The 19,206-nt window shown below is 46.3% G+C and carries 17 protein-coding genes; 8 read left to right on the top strand and 9 right to left on the bottom strand.

Annotation, left to right across the window (positions count from 1 at the left end):
- Positions 1-149: 149 nt before the first annotated feature.
- The 3 genes from AC27FN_RS09055 to AC27FN_RS09065 all read right to left on the bottom strand — a co-directional run bounded on the left by AC27FN_RS09055 (position 150) and on the right by AC27FN_RS09065 (position 4,121).
- Positions 150-605: a helix-turn-helix domain-containing protein gene (locus tag AC27FN_RS09055; RefSeq protein ID WP_487167661.1), complete on the bottom strand. Its 456-nt coding sequence runs from the start codon at positions 603-605 to the stop codon at positions 150-152.
- A 345-nt stretch (positions 606-950) separates the two neighbouring features.
- Positions 951-1,316: a MarR family winged helix-turn-helix transcriptional regulator gene (locus AC27FN_RS09060; RefSeq protein ID WP_487167662.1), complete on the bottom strand. Its 366-nt coding sequence runs from the start codon at positions 1,314-1,316 to the stop codon at positions 951-953.
- 36 nt (positions 1,317-1,352) lie between these two features.
- Complete coding sequence (locus AC27FN_RS09065) at positions 1,353-4,121, bottom strand: MucBP domain-containing protein (RefSeq protein WP_487167663.1); 2,769 nt, start codon at positions 4,119-4,121, stop codon at positions 1,353-1,355.
- Positions 4,122-4,362: 241 nt separating this feature from the next.
- On the opposite strand from AC27FN_RS09065, the gene AC27FN_RS09070 reads away from it, so the two are divergent.
- On the top strand, positions 4,363-5,850 hold the full coding sequence (locus AC27FN_RS09070) for a helix-turn-helix domain-containing protein (RefSeq protein ID WP_487167664.1): 1,488 nt from the start codon (positions 4,363-4,365) through the stop codon (positions 5,848-5,850).
- A 244-nt stretch (positions 5,851-6,094) separates the two neighbouring features.
- Here AC27FN_RS09070 and AC27FN_RS09075 read toward each other — a convergent pair whose 3' ends face one another.
- Positions 6,095-6,823 (bottom strand): GntR family transcriptional regulator, encoded by a 729-nt coding sequence (locus AC27FN_RS09075; RefSeq protein WP_407884515.1) that lies wholly within the window; start codon positions 6,821-6,823, stop codon positions 6,095-6,097.
- Positions 6,824-6,936: 113 nt separating this feature from the next.
- Here AC27FN_RS09075 and AC27FN_RS09080 point away from each other — a divergent pair, with 113 nt between their 5' ends.
- A complete protein-coding gene (locus AC27FN_RS09080; RefSeq protein WP_487167665.1) occupies positions 6,937-7,434 on the top strand; it encodes an aminoacyl-tRNA deacylase in 498 nt (165 codons plus the stop codon).
- Between the two features lies 1 nt (position 7,435).
- Positions 7,436-8,233: a hypothetical protein gene (locus AC27FN_RS09085; protein WP_487167666.1), complete on the top strand. Its 798-nt coding sequence runs from the start codon at positions 7,436-7,438 to the stop codon at positions 8,231-8,233.
- A gap of 210 nt (positions 8,234-8,443) precedes the next feature.
- Here AC27FN_RS09085 and AC27FN_RS09090 read toward each other — a convergent pair whose 3' ends face one another.
- Positions 8,444-9,478 carry a YeiH family protein gene (locus tag AC27FN_RS09090; RefSeq protein ID WP_487167667.1) on the bottom strand — a complete coding sequence of 345 codons (1,035 nt, stop codon included), beginning with the start codon at positions 9,476-9,478 and terminating at the stop codon, positions 8,444-8,446.
- Positions 9,479-9,589: 111 nt separating this feature from the next.
- Here AC27FN_RS09090 and AC27FN_RS09095 point away from each other — a divergent pair, with 111 nt between their 5' ends.
- On the top strand, positions 9,590-10,426 hold the full coding sequence (locus AC27FN_RS09095; RefSeq protein WP_487167668.1) for a LysR family transcriptional regulator: 837 nt from the start codon (positions 9,590-9,592) through the stop codon (positions 10,424-10,426).
- 85 nt (positions 10,427-10,511) lie between these two features.
- Here AC27FN_RS09095 and AC27FN_RS09100 read toward each other — a convergent pair whose 3' ends face one another.
- Both AC27FN_RS09100 and AC27FN_RS09105 read right to left on the bottom strand, forming a co-directional pair.
- Positions 10,512-11,183: an HD domain-containing protein gene (locus AC27FN_RS09100; protein WP_487167669.1), complete on the bottom strand. Its 672-nt coding sequence runs from the start codon at positions 11,181-11,183 to the stop codon at positions 10,512-10,514.
- Positions 11,184-11,262: 79 nt separating this feature from the next.
- Positions 11,263-11,877: a TetR/AcrR family transcriptional regulator gene (locus tag AC27FN_RS09105; protein WP_487167670.1), complete on the bottom strand. Its 615-nt coding sequence runs from the start codon at positions 11,875-11,877 to the stop codon at positions 11,263-11,265.
- A 187-nt stretch (positions 11,878-12,064) separates the two neighbouring features.
- On the opposite strand from AC27FN_RS09105, the gene AC27FN_RS09110 reads away from it, so the two are divergent.
- Entirely contained in the window at positions 12,065-13,030 is a 966-nt protein-coding gene (locus AC27FN_RS09110) for an ABC transporter ATP-binding protein (RefSeq protein WP_487167671.1), read from the top strand.
- Positions 13,023-14,645: an ABC transporter permease gene (locus AC27FN_RS09115; RefSeq protein ID WP_487167672.1), complete on the top strand. Its 1,623-nt coding sequence runs from the start codon at positions 13,023-13,025 to the stop codon at positions 14,643-14,645. Before AC27FN_RS09110 ends, AC27FN_RS09115 begins: the two co-directional genes overlap by 8 nt.
- Positions 14,646-15,216: 571 nt before the next feature.
- On the opposite strand, the gene AC27FN_RS09120 is transcribed toward AC27FN_RS09115, so the two are convergent.
- Positions 15,217-16,176: an alpha/beta hydrolase gene (locus AC27FN_RS09120; protein ID WP_487167673.1), complete on the bottom strand. Its 960-nt coding sequence runs from the start codon at positions 16,174-16,176 to the stop codon at positions 15,217-15,219.
- Positions 16,177-16,401: 225 nt separating this feature from the next.
- Here AC27FN_RS09120 and AC27FN_RS09125 point away from each other — a divergent pair, with 225 nt between their 5' ends.
- A complete protein-coding gene (locus AC27FN_RS09125) occupies positions 16,402-17,859 on the top strand; it encodes an MDR family MFS transporter (RefSeq protein ID WP_487167744.1) in 1,458 nt (485 codons plus the stop codon).
- A complete protein-coding gene (locus AC27FN_RS09130) occupies positions 17,859-18,554 on the top strand; it encodes a DUF4811 domain-containing protein (protein ID WP_487167674.1) in 696 nt (231 codons plus the stop codon). Before AC27FN_RS09125 ends, AC27FN_RS09130 begins: the two co-directional genes overlap by 1 nt.
- Before the next feature lie 69 nt (positions 18,555-18,623).
- On the opposite strand, the gene AC27FN_RS09135 is transcribed toward AC27FN_RS09130, so the two are convergent.
- Positions 18,624-19,184: a TetR/AcrR family transcriptional regulator gene (locus AC27FN_RS09135; RefSeq protein WP_487167675.1), complete on the bottom strand. Its 561-nt coding sequence runs from the start codon at positions 19,182-19,184 to the stop codon at positions 18,624-18,626.
- Between the last annotated feature and the right edge of the window lie 22 nt (positions 19,185-19,206).

The raw sequence follows: 19,206 nt of genomic DNA on the forward strand, positions 1-19,206 counted from the left end.
CTAAATTTACATTTTTAAACATAATATAAGCAAAGCACCCAGTCAGATTGAAGTTCCATCGCCTGACTGGGTGCTTTGTTTTTCGAGTCACTGCCGCAACGCTTTTTATTATCGACCTGAAACACCTTAACTCACATTAAGTGCTCGATTTAAACCGTCGCAGTCGGCTTAACCACAAAGGTCTCGCCCAGTACACTCATAATTCGCTGTAAAACATCGATATTAATGCCAATGCTAACATTTTCTATTTTGGCCATTTGGCTCTGAGTTATCCCCACAGCTTCGGCTAACTCTGCTTGAGTCAGGCCCTTATGTCGACGACCACGGCGGATGGTATAAGCTGCCGCAGCCCCTGCCGACAAACCGACCGCTTCCGTTAACGGGCGATTTTCGTGTGCCGCAATAACCAATTTTGCTTCATCATCAATCGTCATGTGACGATTCAGATGCTGACCGATAAAGGTGAAATCTTTGATGTTAATATCACGATATAAAATTTCATTAATCTCATGAGCGGCGGTAATAAATGCCCTCGAATCCGGATCATTATATTGTTGAATTTTATCTAACTCACTTAATTGTCGCTTAATTTGTGCAACGTCCATTTAATTCGTCCTCTTCAAACACAATCCATGCTTTCTTTCAGCAACGAGCATCACTTCTGTGCGTTTCATCAAAACATTCGCACTATTTTGCACCTTCACCATAGTCCATTGAAGGCTATTACACGCATCTTAGCGCAAGTTTGCATCTAGCCCTAATATCAATCCTCAGCTTGACTAGTAAAGGTGGTCTTAAAAGTGAAATCAGCATTTCGTGCAAACACTGAACTCTTATCGCTCAACATCAAAATAGATCCGAAAAATCATTTTTCGCTGGCGACAGCCTGAAAATGCTTTCCGGATCTACTTTTTAAATTTCCTATTCAGTTAAATCTTGCTGTGACTACCTTACAGCATCAGTGGTTCATCTTCATTAACCGTTAGTGACGGTGCGATTGTTTCGGTCACTTTCACACCGGCTGGGGTCAACATCAATTGATGCACGCGTCGATCAACCTGATTTTGAACATCATCGACATACCCCTTGGAAATTAACTTGGCCGTCAAACCGGAAACGCGCGGTTTTGAACTGTGCAAAAGTTGTGCGAGTTCGCTAGGTGTTAAGCCAGGCTTAGCCTGAATCAAAATTAAAATTAGTCCTTGGTAATAACCGAGATGATGTTGTTGGCGAAACTGATTTCTGCGCTGACGAATTTCATCGGCCTTGGCTGCTGCAGTTTCGATTTGCTCAATGATGGGCCGTTCTTTAATCATGTTTAATCTCCTAAAAATATATTCACTTAAATGACTTTAATGACTTCGCCGACGGAACCACAGCAGACCTAGGCCACCGCCAAGACCAGCTAATACACCGGTCACAAGACCGGCAATGACGCGTTGCTGTCCGGTAGCCGGCAACCAACCAGCTTTTTTTGTGGCTGGCTTCGTCGCAGCTGGTTGATTAGGTGTCACTGGTGCAGGCGTCACTGATGTGGTATCGCCAGTGTTGCCAGTTGTACCATCGTGTGGTGGTAAGGTTGTGGCTGGTGTAATTGGTTGTTGTGGATTGACCGGATTCGGGGTGACTTTTTGATAATAATACGTCACTAATCCAGGTTCTTTTTGGAATTTACCCGTTTGATTTGTTGGTAACTTAGCTTGATCTAATCGATAGCCATCAATACTCAACGCTTGTGTCGTATAGGCGTCGCCTAGTCGACCCGTTTGCTTAACGCGCTGATGAATTTCTTGACCAGTCGCTTCATCAATGAATCTAGCTTCGATTTGACCGTCGGCAACCTTTTTGGGCGAGACTTGGTGATAGTAATAGGTAACCGTTTGGACTGCTTTTGCAAAGTGACCATTAGCGTTTTTCGGTAGCTTTTGCTCATCTAAGGCATAGCCCTCGATATTGATCGCGCTGGTCGTGTAATCATCGCCGACACGTCCGTTTTGAGAAACTGTCTTATGAAGGTCTTTGCCGGTTGCTTCATCGATGAAATGCGTCGTGACGGTCCCATTTTCAAGTTTTGGTTGATTAACGGCTTGATAATAATACGTCACCACTTGATTGCCTTTGACATATTTACCCGTTGCGTTTTTCGGCAATTTTTGTTCATCTAGGGCATAACCACTGATCGCCTTGGCTGCTGTGGTATAAGGATCATTGACGCGGCCTTTTTGATCAACAGCCGTACTCAATTCACGTCCAGTTGCTTCGTCAACGAACTTGGTCGTCACGGTCCCATTTTCAATCGGATCCTCATGGCGGTGTTGGTAATAATAAATCACCGTCTGATTACCGGTCTTATAAGCACCTTTGGCATTTTGCGGTAAGCGATCAACATCTAAGGCATAGTCATCGATGCTAATTGGTGACGTCGTATAAGGGTCATTGACCCGGCCTGCTTGTGTCACTGATTGAGCTAATTCTTGGTTAGTGGCTTCATCAACGAACTTGGTCGTCACCGTGCCATTTTCAATCGGTTGATCTTTCACCTGTTTGTAGTAATAAGTCACAACTTGGTCGCCCTTGATAAATTTACCAGACGCATTGGTTGGTAATTTTTGATTATCTAAAGCGTAGCCATCAATGGTTTTAGCGCTGGTCGTATAGTCATCACCGACGCGACCTGGCTGTTGTTCCGTGGTTGCAATCAGTGCCCCAGTTGCTTCATCAACATATTTGGTGGTCACCGTGCCATTTTCAACCGGTTGTGCTTTCACTGGTCGGTAGTAATAGGTAATTTCTTGGACGCCTTTGACAAATTTTCCATCGGCATTACGGGGCATTTTAGTTACATCTAGCGCATAACCATCGATTGCTAAAGCGTTCGTCGTATATGGATCATCGATTCGGCCAGTCTGTGAGACATCCTTGTGGATCTGCTTGTCGGTCGTCTCATCAACATAATGGGTGATCACTTGGCCGGACTGACGGCTAAAGTAATATGTGATCGTATTAGGATTCTTAGTAAAGGTGACTGTCTGTTGATCCGCATTAAATTGAGCTGGCAAGCTGGCTGCGACACTGCGGTAGTCGTAGCCACGGTCAGCTAACGACTGTTTAACTGCTTGCGTATCAGCAGCTAAAGATTTGCTTATCCCCAAATCACCACTGTATTGTTTACCAGGGGTTAATTCTTCACCAGTGTCCTGATCCACAAAGCGGGTATTAGCAATTCCGTAAGCTTCATAATCAAATTGCGTAATTTGGAACTGTTGCAGGTTATCCCGTGAACCAGTAGCCGCAGAAATCATAAAGGCTAACGCATTTTGTTCGTGGCTAAATTTGCTGACATTTGTTTTCCACATAAAGCCGTCATAAAAAACCGTCATCATATGGTTTTGCGCTTCATATTCAATGCGAACATCTTTAAATTCATTGTTCTGCGGCTCGTCAATTCGACGTGCTGGTGCATCCGCTTCATCGTAGGTTCTAACGTAACCGCGCTGATCGTTAGCCATAAAACTACCGAATGCATAGCCGTTGCCTTCAGTCGTTCCGGTGGCTCCCTGGAATTTCGCCGGATCCGCATAATACCAACTATCTCGTTGATTCGTGTCATAATTCCAAAATGTGTCAGCTTTCCAACCAAAACCACCAGGTAAGCCACCAATTCCCATTGCCCCACCGCTTTGACCAACGGCCGTGGTGGCGCCACTGTGGAAACCAATCCCGATCCCGTCGGCACCACCTTGCCGCTGAGATTTATCACCAATATTGAGTTTTCCAGTCAGCACAAAATCTTGTTGGTTATTGATTTTATTCTTCAATGTCATGTTGCCGGATTGGTAGTATTCATTCTTCGTCAAAGTCACAATCCCGGTCTGCTGATCATAGCTAGCATCGCCATTAATATTAAAATACTGAAGAAAATTCGTCTTGTTAATCCGAACATGCCGTTCCTGTGCTGACAGCGCTGGTAAAATCGGCTGAATTTGCTTTTCTTGCCCCACCGTAACTACTGATTTTGGCATCCGCTGGGTCGCCAATCCGGTTGTCATCGTGCCATTAATTAGATCACCCGCTAACAGTAGCGTCACCGCCAGCGAACCCCATTTTGCCTTCCGTTTCAAACCAAAATTCCTCCATTATCTGCTGACTAATCGTTGTGACAGTTATGAAACACAACTATTTAAGTTAACCAAAGATTAACAGGTTCGTTTTGTTAAGAGACCCCAATAATTTTTGTGTGATTAAATTATTTGGGGGTGGGGCGACACCAGCGGATCAATTCGCTTTACTGAATAGATGCCATTCAATTTCTGTTATAATAAAACGATTCAAACAATAATTTAAATGAAGGGCGGTTTGCCAGTGAATAACCTTATTTTTTGGCTAAAGAAAGAAGATTACGAAAAGTTAATGCTATTACGCGCGCTTGATGCTCACACCCAATCGTTGAAGCAACTCAGCCAAGTTATTGAGCACTCACTGACGACAACGTTAAATCGCATCACCGCCCTCCAAGCCGAATTAGCCAACGCCAATTTGCCAACCACGCTGACAGTCACCAATACTGGTGAAACAACAGTCACTGCCACCAACGTCATGGCTGCCGTCATCAAATTACGCACCGACTATGCCAAGCGAGCTCTGTCACTAGCTTTAATCACCTCAGCGACCTTTAACACTGCCGAAAGTATGACTGGTTTTTGCCTACGCAATCACATCAGTAAATCAACGTTTTGGCGGGCCTTTCAAGTGACCAATGATTTACTGAGTCATTATGATTTAACCCTTTCAACCAATCAGGGAATTCACTTTGACGGTGACGAAATTACCTTACGTTTGTTAGTCACGACCTTATTCACCCACTTTTTCGGCGGACTGGCGCCAGAGTTCTCAACCGCATTTTTACAAGCGGCCAGTCATGTATTAGATGAGGTGGCGGACGAACTCTACCCGAAAAACGACTACAAACGACGGGTCTTTTTTGCAATTTTATTAGTTATTAGCAAACGACGGATCAGCTTAAAGCAACTGATCAATCAACAATTTCAAGTGCCGTTAGTGCCTGTTACGACACAACTAGCAGCTTTACAAAGCTACTTGAAAACGACGCCAACGACTGACATTGAGGCCCAATTCATCGGTAGTCTTTTGCTGGCATATGGTCCTTACACGAGTCAAGTGACCTCACCGCAACCGACTTGGCTCGTTGACAGCAGTGCTGGCCGCGAATTACTCGCATTAAACCAAGCATTAATGAGCGACTTAAACAATCGATTAATGGTCAAATTAACTGCCAGTGATTTCGAGCGCTTAACCCAGGCAACTTTGCTCGTCGATTATCGAACGCTGTTGATGCCAAATCACGGGGCCTTGGCGGTCTTACAACTGTCATTAGCACCAACTGACCAATTCGAGCAGCTTCACTTTGTTCGTCGCCAAGATCTCATGGACGCGATTGCACTACCAAACAATCCACTAACGGATCGTTTTAATCAGCGGTTCTTTTACTTAACGCCGGCCTTAATCGAAGCAACCTTTAGCTCAATCAATGTCGCCGCTTATTACCCACCAATCCGATTAATGCTAATTTCAACCAGTCATTCGCAAATCCAGCGGCTCATCTTGCGCGTCCACGGCTTATTTAACCGCTTTAACCTCAGCATCGCGTCGAGTAATACCCAAACGGTCGATCTCATTTTATCGGATGCTTCCATCGATACCTTATTGAGCATGACTTACACGACAACGCCAACCTTTTATTGGCACCAAGTTCCCACTGATGAGGATATTCGCCGTTTACAAGCAACTTTGTATCAACTCACCAATGACAAAAAGCGTCCATTTCACTAACTGCGCGGCAAACGGACGGAATTCAAAAAACAAGTTTGGGGCATAACTTATAAAAGGCGTTGGGCTTCATTTTTGTGCACCACGTCCCCATGGTCAAAACGTGCGACAAACGCCTGAGAGCTGTTCCTAGCAATAAAGGGATCACCTTCCAAAGTGCGGAAGATGATCCCTTTTCGCTAGTGCTCGCTCTCAATTCGGCGTTATGTCCCACTCTCGTTTTTTACAGAATCACTTGGCGGATTAACTAATCAGCATCCAAATCCACGAAAGTATTGTATTTCATGAATTGATAATGAATCCGCATGTTGGAGACTTCAAAGGGCGTGCCGTCATCCAGGAAGAAGATCCCACCCAGGACGCCCACTGGCTCAGTTGCTTTCAAGCTTAATAGGTGTTGATCTTCACTCGTCGATGGTTCAGCAGCAACGGTCATAAAAGACTTGGTCACTGACACGTGTTTAATGTCTTCTAAGTAGTTGAAGATCGAGCTTGAGGCCACGGTTGAAGATAACTCTGGCATAATCTTAATTGGAATAAAGCCCGTTTCGATCATCACTGGTTCATCATCAAGCAGTCGCAGTCGTTTGATTTGATAAACGAAATCATCGTCATTCAAGAAGAGATCCTGTTGTAGTTCGGTCGTCGCTGGCACAACTTGGAAATCTAGTAGCTTAATGCCCGGATGTTTGCCGTCGACACGCATGGAGTCTGTCACCCCTAGGTTGCGACCTTCATAGCTAAACACGGCCTGATTCTTTAAATACAACGGGTTCACGAAGGTGCCAGAGCCACGTTTCTTAAAAATAATCCCTTGTTGCGCGAGCACATTTAACGCGCGTTTCACCGAAGAACGACTCACTTGATACTCGTCGCTTAAGCTGCGTTCGTCAGGCAACCGTTTATCCGGAAACTGGTTGTCATTGATCCGGCGCTTCAGATCCTGCATAACGTTTTTATAAACTAGGTCTGCCATGTCGACGCTCGGTTCCTTTCTCTTGTATACTGTCTAGTGTGAGTATACCAGAAAAATATTGGTCCAGCCAATTTATGTTTAGGTCCGTACCAATTCAAAGAAGGTCAGCTGTTATGGCAAAGAAAAAGAAGCTTCAAAAAACCTTGGTCGAAAAAATCTTAGATAAGGCTGCTATTCCCTATCAACAAATTGAATTCGCCACCCATCAAGCCGGTGACGTCGCTCAACTAGACGTTAATCACGAAGACTATGATGAACATCATATTTATAAAACATTAGTCTTAACTGGCAATGTTACCGGTCCTTTAGTGGGTGTTGTCCCGTTAGATACCCACTTGAGCTACAAAAAGTTAGCCGCCGTCTCGGGCAATAAAAAAGTCGGCATGGTGCCATTAAAGGACTTGTTAAAGACCACCGGCTACGAACACGGCGCCAATACGCCAATCGGTATCTGGGAAAAATACCAGTATCCGATTTACTTTGATCATGCTGCCGAAGTTCAAGGCGACATCATTGTCTCTTCTGGTAAAATTGGCCGCTCGGTTAAAGTAAATGCTGCCGCAGTGGCAAAATTAGTTCACGGCACCTTTACCGATTTAGAAGAGGATTAACATGACGATTGGCGATTTTGGTCAGCAGGTGCTGATTAGTCTGCTGGCCACCTTTTTCTACGGCCTAGGCCTGCCACTTTTCTTTAGTTGGTTATTGACGATCATTAATCGCAATAGCAAACAAGTCCTCGCTAGTCACTTTGGCATCAATGCGCAGGTCTATCTCGGTGCCCTAGGTATCATCGTTCACGAAGCCAGCCATTTGTTAATGGCTGTGCTGTTTGCCCACAAAATCACCGGCGTGCGATTGATTAAATTTGCCCATCCACAACAAGCGCCTGATGATCCAGAAGCGCTCACCCTCGGCTACGTCAATCATCGTTGGAATAGTGGCAGTACCTACCAAACGATGGGCAACTTTTTTATCGGCTTTGCGCCCATCGTTGGGGTCAGCGTCTTGATTTTTGGTCTGACTGCTTGGCTGCTACCAACCGTCTCAGCTAACTGGCTCGCCTTTGCGGTCAACCCGCAGTTTGGCACCTTGTTTCACGCGCCAGTGACCGCTATCCCCATTGGCGCAGCCATTATCCATGGACTAGTGTGGTTGGTGCTCGTCACAAATTTGAGCGTCGGTGGCTTTGATCTCAGTAGTGCCGATTTACGTAATTCCAGTACTGGTTTGGCGACCTATACCTTGCTGCTCGGCCTCATCGGATTAAGTGCCGGTTTGTTGCAGTGGCCAGTCGCCACTTGGACTCAACACCATTTACTACCAATTTACTTAGCACTTAGTGTCGTCGTAGCCATTTCTGGCGTGGTGAATATTACCATTCACTGGATCACCAAGACTAAATTTTAGCATTAGGGACCGCCTAGTTTGCCATCAATAAGCCCCGCAGCCGGTTAATGTCGGCTGCGGGGCTTTGACGTCCTTAAATTAACCCACTATTGATGAAGTTGGCGGACAAAACAATGATTTACCGTTTTCATATCGGGTATTTAATTGTTTTGAATTAATTTTTATGTTATCAATCACACTAACGCTGGGTAGCTAACACGCAATCACTAATCAATGGATCAACACGGCAATCAGCAATAACGCCGCGACTACTTGCACTGTACCAACGCCTAGTCCATATAGCGCAAACCGTTTGCCAGCACGCAGGAAGGCTTGTAAGTTTAGCCGCAAACCGATCGCGGCTAAGGCAGTGATTTCACACCAACTGCTTACCCAATGCGCACTGACGCTAAATACGTGCGGTAATCGAATCAAGCTGTTGATTAGGCAAAGCACCAAAAAAGCCGCCACGTACCAAGGCAAGACCTTGCCACTCCCATTGCCACTAATTGAGGCACCTTCCTGTGCTTCCGTCGCCAAGTGTTTGGCATGGAGTCGCGCAAATAAGAAGACCACCACCACAAGCATCATAATCCGCATAATTTTAAACAACGTCGCAAATTGGACCGTCGCTGGATTGATCATACTGGCACTAGCTACCACCTGACCAACTGATTGCAGGGTGCCACCGATAAGCGCCCCTTTAGTTAGGGCCACGCCGCCAAAGACAAGCTGTCCGATAACTGGCAACCCTAGCATCAACACCGTGCCCATCAAATTGACTAAGGTAATGACCATCCCACGATCCGCTTCATCAGCCTCGATCGCTGGTGCAATTGCGGCAATTGCAGAGGAGCCGCAGACCGCATTACCCCCAGCCATCAACAAGGTCGTGCCTTCGTTAAAATGTAGCGCCTTACCTAAAACGATGGCCGCTAAGATCGTAATCGTCATCTGACATAAGATAAAGGCGATGCCAGACCAGCCAATTTGACTGATCGTTTGTACCGTCACGGTCGCCCCTAACAGAACCACCGAAAATTCCAATAACTTACTTTCGGCATACCGCGTGCCGGGTTCCAATTGTGGTTGCCGAATAAATGTATTCCCCAACACAATTCCGAGCAAGATGGCAATGGTCGGCCCGCCGATTAGTGGAATCACTTGAGCTAGGCCTTGGCTAATAACTGCAATGACAATCGCGACCAACAAACCGGGCCCAATCTTGCGCCCCATACTACTTCGATCAACACTTGGCTGTTTCATCGATCCTGACTCCCATCGTTAATTGATGGTCTTATCGTAGCCAAAACGCGTTACAAGTGGAAATACATATGCTAAATTCTTGTTATTACATTTATCTATGAAAGGGAACCCATGATTAAATTTTTTAATGTCTTTCAAGCCGTTTATGAGACTAGAAGCTTCTCACAGGCCGCCGAGCAACTGTACATCTCACAGCCAACCGTCTCCGTACAGATTCACCAACTCGAGCAGACACTAGGGACACCGCTATTTACTCGCGATCATCACGGTGTTTCACCAACCGCTGCGGCCGACCTTTTGTATCAAGAAGGCTTAGTCTTAACGGATCGTTGGCAAGAATTAGTCGATCAAGTCCAACATGCCACTGAGCCACACGTCACTTGTCGAATCGGCGTGTCAAACACCATTGCCGCGACGCAACTGCCATCGATCGTCACTCAGTTGCCACCAACTGTGCTACAGGAATTTGATTGCCAACTCTTACTCATGAATTCGGCGGCGATTGTCGACGATCTCGTCGCTCACAATTTGGAATTTGGCTTCATTGAACAGCCGCTGACGGCTAGCGGCATTACTCGGCAAACTTTTTTCACCGATCAACTCGTCCACGCCGGTGATCCGAAACAACCACTCTGGTTGTTACGCGAAGCTGGATCCGGTGTTCGTCATTACACGGAGCGCTACCTCGCTCAACACAACCTCACCCCCAAGCAAGTGATGGTCGTCAATAACAACGACATTATTGTTCGCTTGCTGACCCAAGGCATTGGGCAAACAATTGTCTCAAAAAATGTGCTACCACCATCGGTCACCTATCAACCATTGGGATCACAATTCACGCGCCAATTTTACTTTTTGAGCCGACCCTTACCGCCTGCCTCACCATTAAACCGACTGGCACAGTTACTTCAAGACCAATTAACAAGAGAACCGAATAACCATCGGTGAATAAATGCACTAAAATACCCGCATAGGAAGTTAATTCCATCCTTTTGCGGGCTCGATTTACGATGACCAATCATTGTACGACGACTCAAGCTTCACCGGACCATTCTTGTTTGAACTCGGTCAAAAAATCGAGCATCACTTGTTGACGAGCGGTTGCCAGTTGTTTGGCCGTTGCGGTGTTCAATTGGTCTTTAATCAGCAACAATTTTTCATAAAAATGATTGATCGTCGTACCTTGATCGTTGCGATACGTCGCTTTAGTGAGTTGCCTGCGCGGCGCAATGTCGGGATCATAGAGCACCCGCTGATGTCGACCACCATAAGTAAAGACCCGGGCAATCCCGATGGCGCCAATGGCATCCATGCGATCGGCGTCTTGAACAATCTGCCCGGCCTGACTCAAGGCTTGTGGATGCTCAAGATTATCACTAAATGACATATGATCAATAATTTCAAAAATTGCCGTGATTTGAATTGCATTCACGCCAATACGCTTTAAATAATCACGTAATTGTTGGTGGGCAACCGTCGAATCGGAAACCACCTTGTCATCCACGACATCGTGCAAATACGCTGCCGCCAAGATCACCAATCGCTGTCCAGTTTGCTCACTAGCTTCAATGCGCTCCGCCAATTTAGCAACTCGCTGCACATGAAAAAAATCATGTCCAGACCGATCGGCACCCAAAATCTGCCGTGAATAATTAATAATTTGTGCCAACTGCTGTTGTTCTGTTGTGGCTTGTGGTTCGCCCATTTGAAAACTCCTCTCGGTTCGTTTGTCGCCGACAATGATAACCTATCCATTTACCTTACTTCGTTCAAGCAAACCCTGATCAGCTCGCATCACCAATCAATCCATAAAAGAATAGCTGAATAATCTGCTCACCATCCGCATGTAAAGCATCTAGTGCCGCTGAATTCTCTGATTTTCCATTTAACCGCTGCACGTAGGTGACATACATATCAACGTAAGTCATGAGTGCGCGATCGCTAATCGCCTCATCAATTTTGCCCTCGGCGCGCCCTTGGTCAAACAAACGGTGCCAGAAAGTAGCTTTCTGACGGTCATAACTACGCTGGACTGAATGATCGCCGTTATCCCCACGCATTTCTGCCACCAACAACCGATAAAAGCTTGGCGATAACGTGTTAGCTTCTTGGGCAGCCTCAACCATCATTCTCTTCATTTTAGCCATAAAATCTAATTGAGGATCGGCTAACATTGCTCCGTAATACTGATACCCATCCTCAATCAAGGCAATGGTAACCGCCCGTCCCAGCTGTAACTTACTCGGAAAATACTTATAAACCGTCACTTGTGACGCTCCGGCCGCTTTGGCAATCTCAGCTACACTAGTTTCTTGATAACCCTTTTTAATGAACAACTGATTGGCCGCCTTCAGAATCGCTTGTCGTTTGCGAGCCTTACGCAATTGGTTTCCGTCCATCTTAATCACCTTTTTTCGGGGCATAGTTCAGTTTCTAGTACGATGCTATCCGCTTTTGAACTATGTATACATCAATAGTTCATTTTTGACAAGTAATTTTATTGACATCCCCGGTTGACAGCTCTACACTGGCGTTAAAAATTGAACTATCGATCGTTTATTAGTTCAATTAAAAGGAGTGACAATCATGGCAAATTCGAATCCAACTGTAAATCCAGTGGTCCATCTTGATCACCTACAAAAACATTTCGGCAAATTTCAAGCGCTTAAAAATATTACGTTTGACGTTCGTCCAGGAGAAGTCTTCGGCTTTATCGGTCCCAATGGCGCCGGAAAATCGACGACCATCCGCACGTTGCTGGGACTATTGCGAGCCTCATCAGGATCAGCCACCATTTTTGGCAAGGATGTCTTTCATGACGCGGTCAGCATTCACCGCCAGCTAGCCTATGTTCCCGGCGATGTCTACTTGTGGCCAAACTTAACCGGTGGCGAAATCATTGATCTCTTCTTAAAGCTAAGCGGCCAAGCCCACAATGCCCGCACTGACGAACTGCTCAAGCAATTTGACCTCGATCCGACTAAAAAAGCGCGGACTTATTCAAAAGGAAATCGTCAAAAAGTGGCCTTAATTGCCGCCCTTTCTCAAGTGGCGGATCTCTATATCTTTGATGAACCGACATCTGGTCTCGATCCACTTAATGAACGGGTCTTTCAAGATGCCGTCCTGGCGTTAAAACAACAAGGCAAATCGGTCCTTTTATCCAGCCATATTCTGTCTGAAGTGGAGCGCATGTGTGATCGGATTGGGATCATTCGCGCTGGGGAAATTATTGAAACCGGTACCTTAACTGAAATGCGCCATTTAACCCGCACCCAGATCACTGTCGCCACCGAACAGCCACTCACTGACCTCGCCCAACAAGCAGGTGTGCATCAAGTCACCACCGATAACGCACATCACACCACCACCTTTGCGGCCGACTCCGAGGCAATGCCTAATATCATGGATTACTTAGCAGCTCATGATGTTACTAGCTTGCAAAGTACGCCGCCAACCTTGGAAGACTTATTCCTCCGTTATTACGGTGACACGCCGACCGCCGATCCAGCTGACCAGTCAACCACAAAGGATGTGAGTCATCATGCCTAAACGTGCTTATTTTCGGACTGGTCGTTTACTAGCGATTAATTTACGACGCGATTGGTTAAAAATGACCATTTGGATGCTCGTCATGGCCGGTTTGTTTGCCAGCGTCGCCTTTAAATTCAACGACCTTTACGGAACCAAGACGGCGATCGCTCAAATTATTACGACCCTTAAAACACCCGCGATGATTTCATTATTCGGTCGGCTGCCAGATGGCCCTTATACCACCGCGGACATCTTTGCCTCAGAAATGACGGTCTTTATGGCCATTTTCGGCGCGATTATGAATTTTAGCTTTGCGGTGTCGCTCACCCGCAGCGACGAAGATTCCGGTGTCACCGAATTGGTTTCTGCTCATGCGGTGGGCCCTTACACGACACTGACGGCCGCCATTGCCGAATTACTGGTTCTCAACGGTACATTAGCCTTATTGTATTCGTTTGGATTGCAATTTGCTGGTCTGCGTGGCACCGATACTGCCGGTAATTTTGTCTTAGGCATTGGGCTGGGACTAAACGGGCTAATGTTCGGTGTACTTGCCATTCTCTTAGCTCAACTTGTTGAAAGTAGTCGCGCGGCTACTGGCCTTTCCTATGCGATTTTTGGACTCGTCTATCTCAGTCGGATGGTCACCGATGTTTCGCATCCGAAATATACTTGGCTGTCACCATTAGGTTGGGTGGAAAAATTTCAAACTTATCGGCAGAACAACTGGCTACCCGCTTTATTCATGTTAATTGCTTCAGCAATCTTTATTGGCGGCGCCATCTTGCTGCGATCCCACCGCGACTTGAATGCCGGGATTATTGCGACTCGTCCCGGTCGAAAAACGGCTTCCTTCATGTTACAAGGTCCCATCGGCTTGTTCTGGCGCCTAGAACGCAACACCATTTTTATCTGGGTCATTGGTATGTTTCTTTTTGCCGCTACGTATGGCTCGGTCTTTGACACTGTCGCTGGTATTTTGAAAACGAATCCATTGACCATGCGCTTATTGGCCGATCCACATGCGGCTGCCGCCGCACAAACGCAAATTCTTAAATCATTTATCGCTATGTTAATGATTATCTTCGCCGTTGTCTCTGCGATTCCTGGCATTCAGATCATCAATCGACTCGTTGGTGATGAGAAAAAAGGGTTCTTTGAATCCCTGCACGCGCGGCCAATCAGTCGGCTGCGCCTGAATAGTATCTTAACCTGCTTGGGTCTCCTCACTAGTACGATAACCTTAGCCGCCAGCGTTGCCGGTTTGGAAATTGCGGCCAACAGTGTTCTGAAACATCCTTTAGCCACGAAACTATTCGTACACGCCTTTACAGCCAACTTAGCACCAATGTTAATCATGGTGGCCATCAGCGTTTGTTTAGTGGGTTGGCTGCCGCGCCTAACCGCCCTCAACTGGGGCTATTTAGGCTTAGCCTTTGGCGTCGGCTACTTTGGCCGCTTACTTGATCTACCAAATTGGGCCACAAAATTGACCCCGTTTGGCTTTATCGGCCGGGTACCAGCCGTGGCTGTTCAATGGCCAACGTTCTGGTGGCAGCTGGGGATTGCTTTAGTCATCGTGATCGTTGGTTTGGTCGGCTATCTACAGCGCGATATCGATGCGGCTAATTAAAGACTCAGAGTGAAACAAGCCGGGTGATGTCGAGCACTAGCTGAGGCTAGGCAGTTGGCGATCTTGGCCAATTGACTAGGCTGGGCTAGGCACAGACATCAGGCTTGTGTAACTCGACAATGACCCAGAGCGCAGTCGGCCGGGTGATCCTGAGCACTAGTAAGCTGGTTAGTAAGCAATATTAAAGGCGACCTTCACATGATGAGTGAATCATCATGCGAAGGTCGCCTTTATGCGCGGTGAATTTTTGCCATTGCTGAGACGAACACGCCACCCACATCATTGTGAAAATAAACGAGTTAATGCGCAAGTAGGTCAATTTGAACGTAGCGGGCATCGGTCCAGCCTGTGTCGTTATCGTTAGCGCATTTCGCTTACGATAAGGCCTGACTTTGAAACCGGCGCTTTTCCGGGTTCAAAGCAGGCCCACGGCGTTCCAGCCGCCTGCCCGCGAAGTTCGGATTGGCCGGCAGTAATCACCTGTATGGAAGTTTAAGCTACTAGTCAAATTTTGGTTTTGACGCAGCTTCATCTTATCAATGATTTACCGATCGAAAAGCTTTGGCCATTATTATTCAGCGATTGGTAGCGGTGTGGAATCAACGACATATTGTTGTAAAAAGTCACGCACGTGTTGCTGATAAGCGACGGGGTTCACCCAAAAACTTTCAGCATGTGTCGCATTGGGTACGATCCATTTTGCTTTCGGCCCTTGAGTAGCCGCATAATTTTCTTCTAACATGCTGGCGGGAACAAAGACATCTTTCTCACCATGAATAAATAAAATCGGTCGATAATTGTGTTTTAACTGAGCCACCGAAGACACTTGATGTAAATTAAAGCCTAATCGCCGGCGATTAATGGCGCTGACCGCGGGCAAAAAAGGATACTTCGGTAGGTGAAAGTTCCGTTTCAACAGATAAACTAGCTCGTCGTCGATACTCGAATATCCACAGTCCGCAATAATCGCTTGAACCTGAGCTGGCAATTGTTCGCCACTCATCATTTCCACCGTGGCGCCACCCATGGAAACGCCAAATAAAACAATCTGTACATCTTCGCCGTCGTGACTAATGATGCGCTTTAGCCAATCTAAATAATCCAAGCGATCCAACCAGCCAAAGGTAATATAGCGACCCGCCGATTTGCCATGCGCCCGATCATCCGGTAACAACACGTTATATCCTAGTTCATGGAAGAGTTGCGCATAGTTAGCCATGGTCTCCCCATTACCTTTATAACCGTGGGAGATAATCACCGTTTGTTTGCTCGCCGGTGTTGCGGCTAAGTACGTCGCCACTAATTGTTGTTGTGGATCGTCTCCGTGCAATGTCCACGTCTCCGTTGGTTGGTCGCGTAACCAATTGACATAGTTATAGTAGGCGGATGCATATTTTTGCTTTTCTGCAGAGGTTTCAGGGACTTGGTTAACCCGTTTGAAAGCGTATTGATATAAACGTTCAGAAATCCCGGCCACACCGGTCGCCAAAACAAACGGCGCGGCAAGACTGGCCATTGTCGTTTTCTTCATTAAATGTTCCTTCTCTCTATCCCTTAACTAACACCCGTTCATCCTAATAACTACAAGCCATTAGGTCAATCAAAAGCAACTATTTATCTCATTTTTTAACAAATCATCAACCCGACGCCGCTAACATTTTATTAGTAAAACGTGTATAATTGATTGCTGCCTGATTTTTACTTTTTTAAATCACACTCATCTTACGCCAAAGGAGGCCTTTTCGTGTCAGAATCGATTTCAGAATTTAAGGTCGTTGACGCGAACGGCAAGCCATTTAATCGCCTGTTGCTCGTTATCACGATGCTTATTGGAACATTCAGTACTTTTATTGTTCAAACTACTCTAACGACAGCGTTTCCGACCTTGATGCGGACTTTTAACATCAATGCTGACGCTGTTCAGTGGCTCACGACTGGATTCATGCTCGTGATGGGGATTACCATTCCCGTGTCTGCTTTCTTATTGCAACGATTTAGTTCGAAATTATTATATCTCACTGCCATGGCAATCTTTTTTGTCGGAACTTTCATCTGTATGACTGCCTCGACGTTTGGCTTGTTGCTAACTGGTCGACTCATCGAAGGGATTGCGGTGGGGATCACGGCACCCGTCTTTCAGACCACGATGTTGACAATCTTCCCGCCAGAAAAACGCGGATCAGCCATGGGATTAGCCGGAATTGTCATTGGTTTGGCCCCCGCAATTGGTCCAACTTTATCAGGTTGGTTGTTACTCAATTATTCTTGGCGTTCTTTATTCGTCGTTATTCTGCCATTTCCAGTGATTGTGTTTACCCTAGCCCTCTTTACAATGCGCAAAATTTTTCCTACCAAAAAGACGAGTGCGGATTGGCTTTCGGTTATCTTATCCACCATCGGCTTTGGTAGTATGCTGTACGCCTTTAGTAGTGTCGGCTCCAGTTCTTGGACTGATCCAATTGTTGTCACAACCTTGGTGATCGGTTTGCTCTTTGTCGGGTTGTTCGTATGGCGTTCCTTATCCATCGACAATCCACTCCTCGAATTGCGGGTCTTTTCTTCGCCCGTTTACACCTTATCTGTCATTGAGGTCGCTGTCGTGAACATGGCAATGGTCGGCGCCGAAATGGTCCTACCATTATACATTCAAACTGTTCGCGGTGAATCAGCGTTTCATTCTGGCTTAATCCTTTTGCCAGGGGCCTTAATGATGGGGATTATGAGCCCAATTACCGGTCGGATCTTTGATCGAATTGGCGCTCGTCGGTTAGCGATTACCGGCATGTTCTTATTAACCGTCGGAACGGCCTTTTTCGTCACTTTGACGGAAAACACGCCGATCATCTTCGTCACATTGCTTTACACGATTCGGATGTTCGGGATTGCGATGGTGATGATGCCGGTTACAACGACCGGCATGAATGCCCTCCCGATTAATTTACTTAGTCACGGAACTTCAGTTAACAACACCGGACGGCAAGTCTTCTCGTCCATGGGGACGGCCATTTTGATCTCAATTTTGACCAATGTGACGCAAAATAAGATGCCGGCCAAAGCGCTGTTACATACCACCCCATTGGCTTATCGCAACCATGCAATCAATGCAACCTTATCTGGTTATCATGCTGCCTTTCTAACGGCAACCATCTTCGCATTAGTCGGGCTGGTTTTAGCTTTTCGGATTAAGCCCGGTAATTCAAGGAGGCGTGGCTAATGGTGATTACGTTATTAATTCTGTCCACCTTGAGTTTATTTCTCAGTGTTGTTTTGATGGCTGCTGGTTCAGCGCGCACCATCACAATCATCAGTTCATTAGTCGTATTCATGGGTATGATTGGCCTACTCGTTGCGAATGATAATTATCACTTCGGCTTGAAAAAGGTCACCACAACCACCACGCAGACACTAGTCAGCAGCACACCGAACCAACATGCTGGTCAACCGAACATGCTACTGTACCAACCGCTAGGCAATGGTCGGGAAAAGATTTATCTCTATCGGACGAATACTTCGCAGACAAAACCACAGGCCACGCCCAGCCAGCATACGACCATTAAAGTGCGTGACATTAGTGCCACCAGCAACGCAACCTTAATGACCAAGACGACCCGCTGGCGATACCAAAACGGCTGGACACAAATGTTATTTGGCTTGTCTGGTGAAGGTGGACAGCTTGTTTCTCGCCAAGATATCTTTCAAGTACCCAACAATTGGCTAAAGCTGAGCACTTCGCAAGCGAAGCAATTAGCTAAACTCATAAAAGACCCTGCCAAACAAAGTGCACTACAAGCACTTGTGGCCCAAAAAATGGCGGCCGCGCTAAAGCAACAACCGCAGATCTCAGCTAACGATCGCCTATTGCTCGAACAGCAACTGACAAAGAGCGCGATTGAACAACAACTTAAATAAGTTAAAAATGAGTCTTCTGAGTGAAATAAGTGTGTATAAAAGCCCTCGCAAAAATGCGAGGGCTTTGTTTTATTCATCCGCTAAGTGTTGTGCCAAACCAGGGGCAACTAGTGCCCATACCCCCTCAAATTGAGCTTTAGTGGCCTCTCCCCAACTTGGCGCAAAGGCCGGTACAGAAAACATTGAAAAGGCCTGCAAGACCGCGTCAACAACCGGCAATTTGTCAGTCGCTAATGCGGCCGCCAAACTTTGCTCTAAATCGGTGATATGAATGATCAATGCACTTGGATTATCGTCAATATAAGTTGTATATACCGTGAACATCCGCGGATCATCATGATAAGCCGCCATTTTATCCACTGTTAGCGCCCATAACCAATCATGAGCAATCGTCAGTTTATCCGAATAACCACTGGTATCAAAGGGAAATAGCCGTTGCAACGCTTGATTCAACCACCGCAACGCTAACGATGTCCACAGATCTTGTTTGTTACTAAAATGTTTATATAAGGCCGCATGACTGACGCCCAGGTCTGCGCCAACTGCCGCCAGGGTAACGCCTTGAATGCCATTTTGTTCAACTAATAATTCTGCTGCGTCGAGAATTTGAGCTTTCGTTAATTTTGCCATGCATTTAGTATAACATTTTTTG

Source organism: Furfurilactobacillus sp. W61-4 (assembly GCF_057545565.1).

Excerpts from the sequence above, each read along its gene's own strand:
- AC27FN_RS09110 (WP_487167671.1), top strand. The coding sequence starts at position 12,065 with ATGGCAAATTCGAATCCAACTGTAAATCCAGTGGTCCATCTTGATCAC.
- AC27FN_RS09130 (WP_487167674.1), top strand. The coding sequence starts at position 17,859 with ATGGTGATTACGTTATTAATTCTGTCCACCTTGAGTTTATTTCTCAGT.
- AC27FN_RS09090 (WP_487167667.1), bottom strand. The coding sequence starts at position 9,478 with ATGAAACAGCCAAGTGTTGATCGAAGTAGTATGGGGCGCAAGATTGGG.
- AC27FN_RS09120 (WP_487167673.1), bottom strand. The coding sequence starts at position 16,176 with ATGAAGAAAACGACAATGGCCAGTCTTGCCGCGCCGTTTGTTTTGGCG.
- AC27FN_RS09115 (WP_487167672.1), top strand. The coding sequence starts at position 13,023 with ATGCCTAAACGTGCTTATTTTCGGACTGGTCGTTTACTAGCGATTAAT.
- AC27FN_RS09100 (WP_487167669.1), bottom strand. The coding sequence starts at position 11,183 with ATGGGCGAACCACAAGCCACAACAGAACAACAGCAGTTGGCACAAATT.
- AC27FN_RS09085 (WP_487167666.1), top strand. The coding sequence starts at position 7,436 with ATGACGATTGGCGATTTTGGTCAGCAGGTGCTGATTAGTCTGCTGGCC.
- AC27FN_RS09055 (WP_487167661.1), bottom strand. The coding sequence starts at position 605 with ATGGACGTTGCACAAATTAAGCGACAATTAAGTGAGTTAGATAAAATT.
- AC27FN_RS09095 (WP_487167668.1), top strand. The coding sequence starts at position 9,590 with ATGATTAAATTTTTTAATGTCTTTCAAGCCGTTTATGAGACTAGAAGC.
- AC27FN_RS09060 (WP_487167662.1), bottom strand. The coding sequence starts at position 1,316 with ATGATTAAAGAACGGCCCATCATTGAGCAAATCGAAACTGCAGCAGCC.
- AC27FN_RS09135 (WP_487167675.1), bottom strand. The coding sequence starts at position 19,184 with ATGGCAAAATTAACGAAAGCTCAAATTCTCGACGCAGCAGAATTATTA.
- AC27FN_RS09105 (WP_487167670.1), bottom strand. The coding sequence starts at position 11,877 with ATGGACGGAAACCAATTGCGTAAGGCTCGCAAACGACAAGCGATTCTG.
- AC27FN_RS09080 (WP_487167665.1), top strand. The coding sequence starts at position 6,937 with ATGGCAAAGAAAAAGAAGCTTCAAAAAACCTTGGTCGAAAAAATCTTA.
- AC27FN_RS09075 (WP_407884515.1), bottom strand. The coding sequence starts at position 6,823 with ATGGCAGACCTAGTTTATAAAAACGTTATGCAGGATCTGAAGCGCCGG.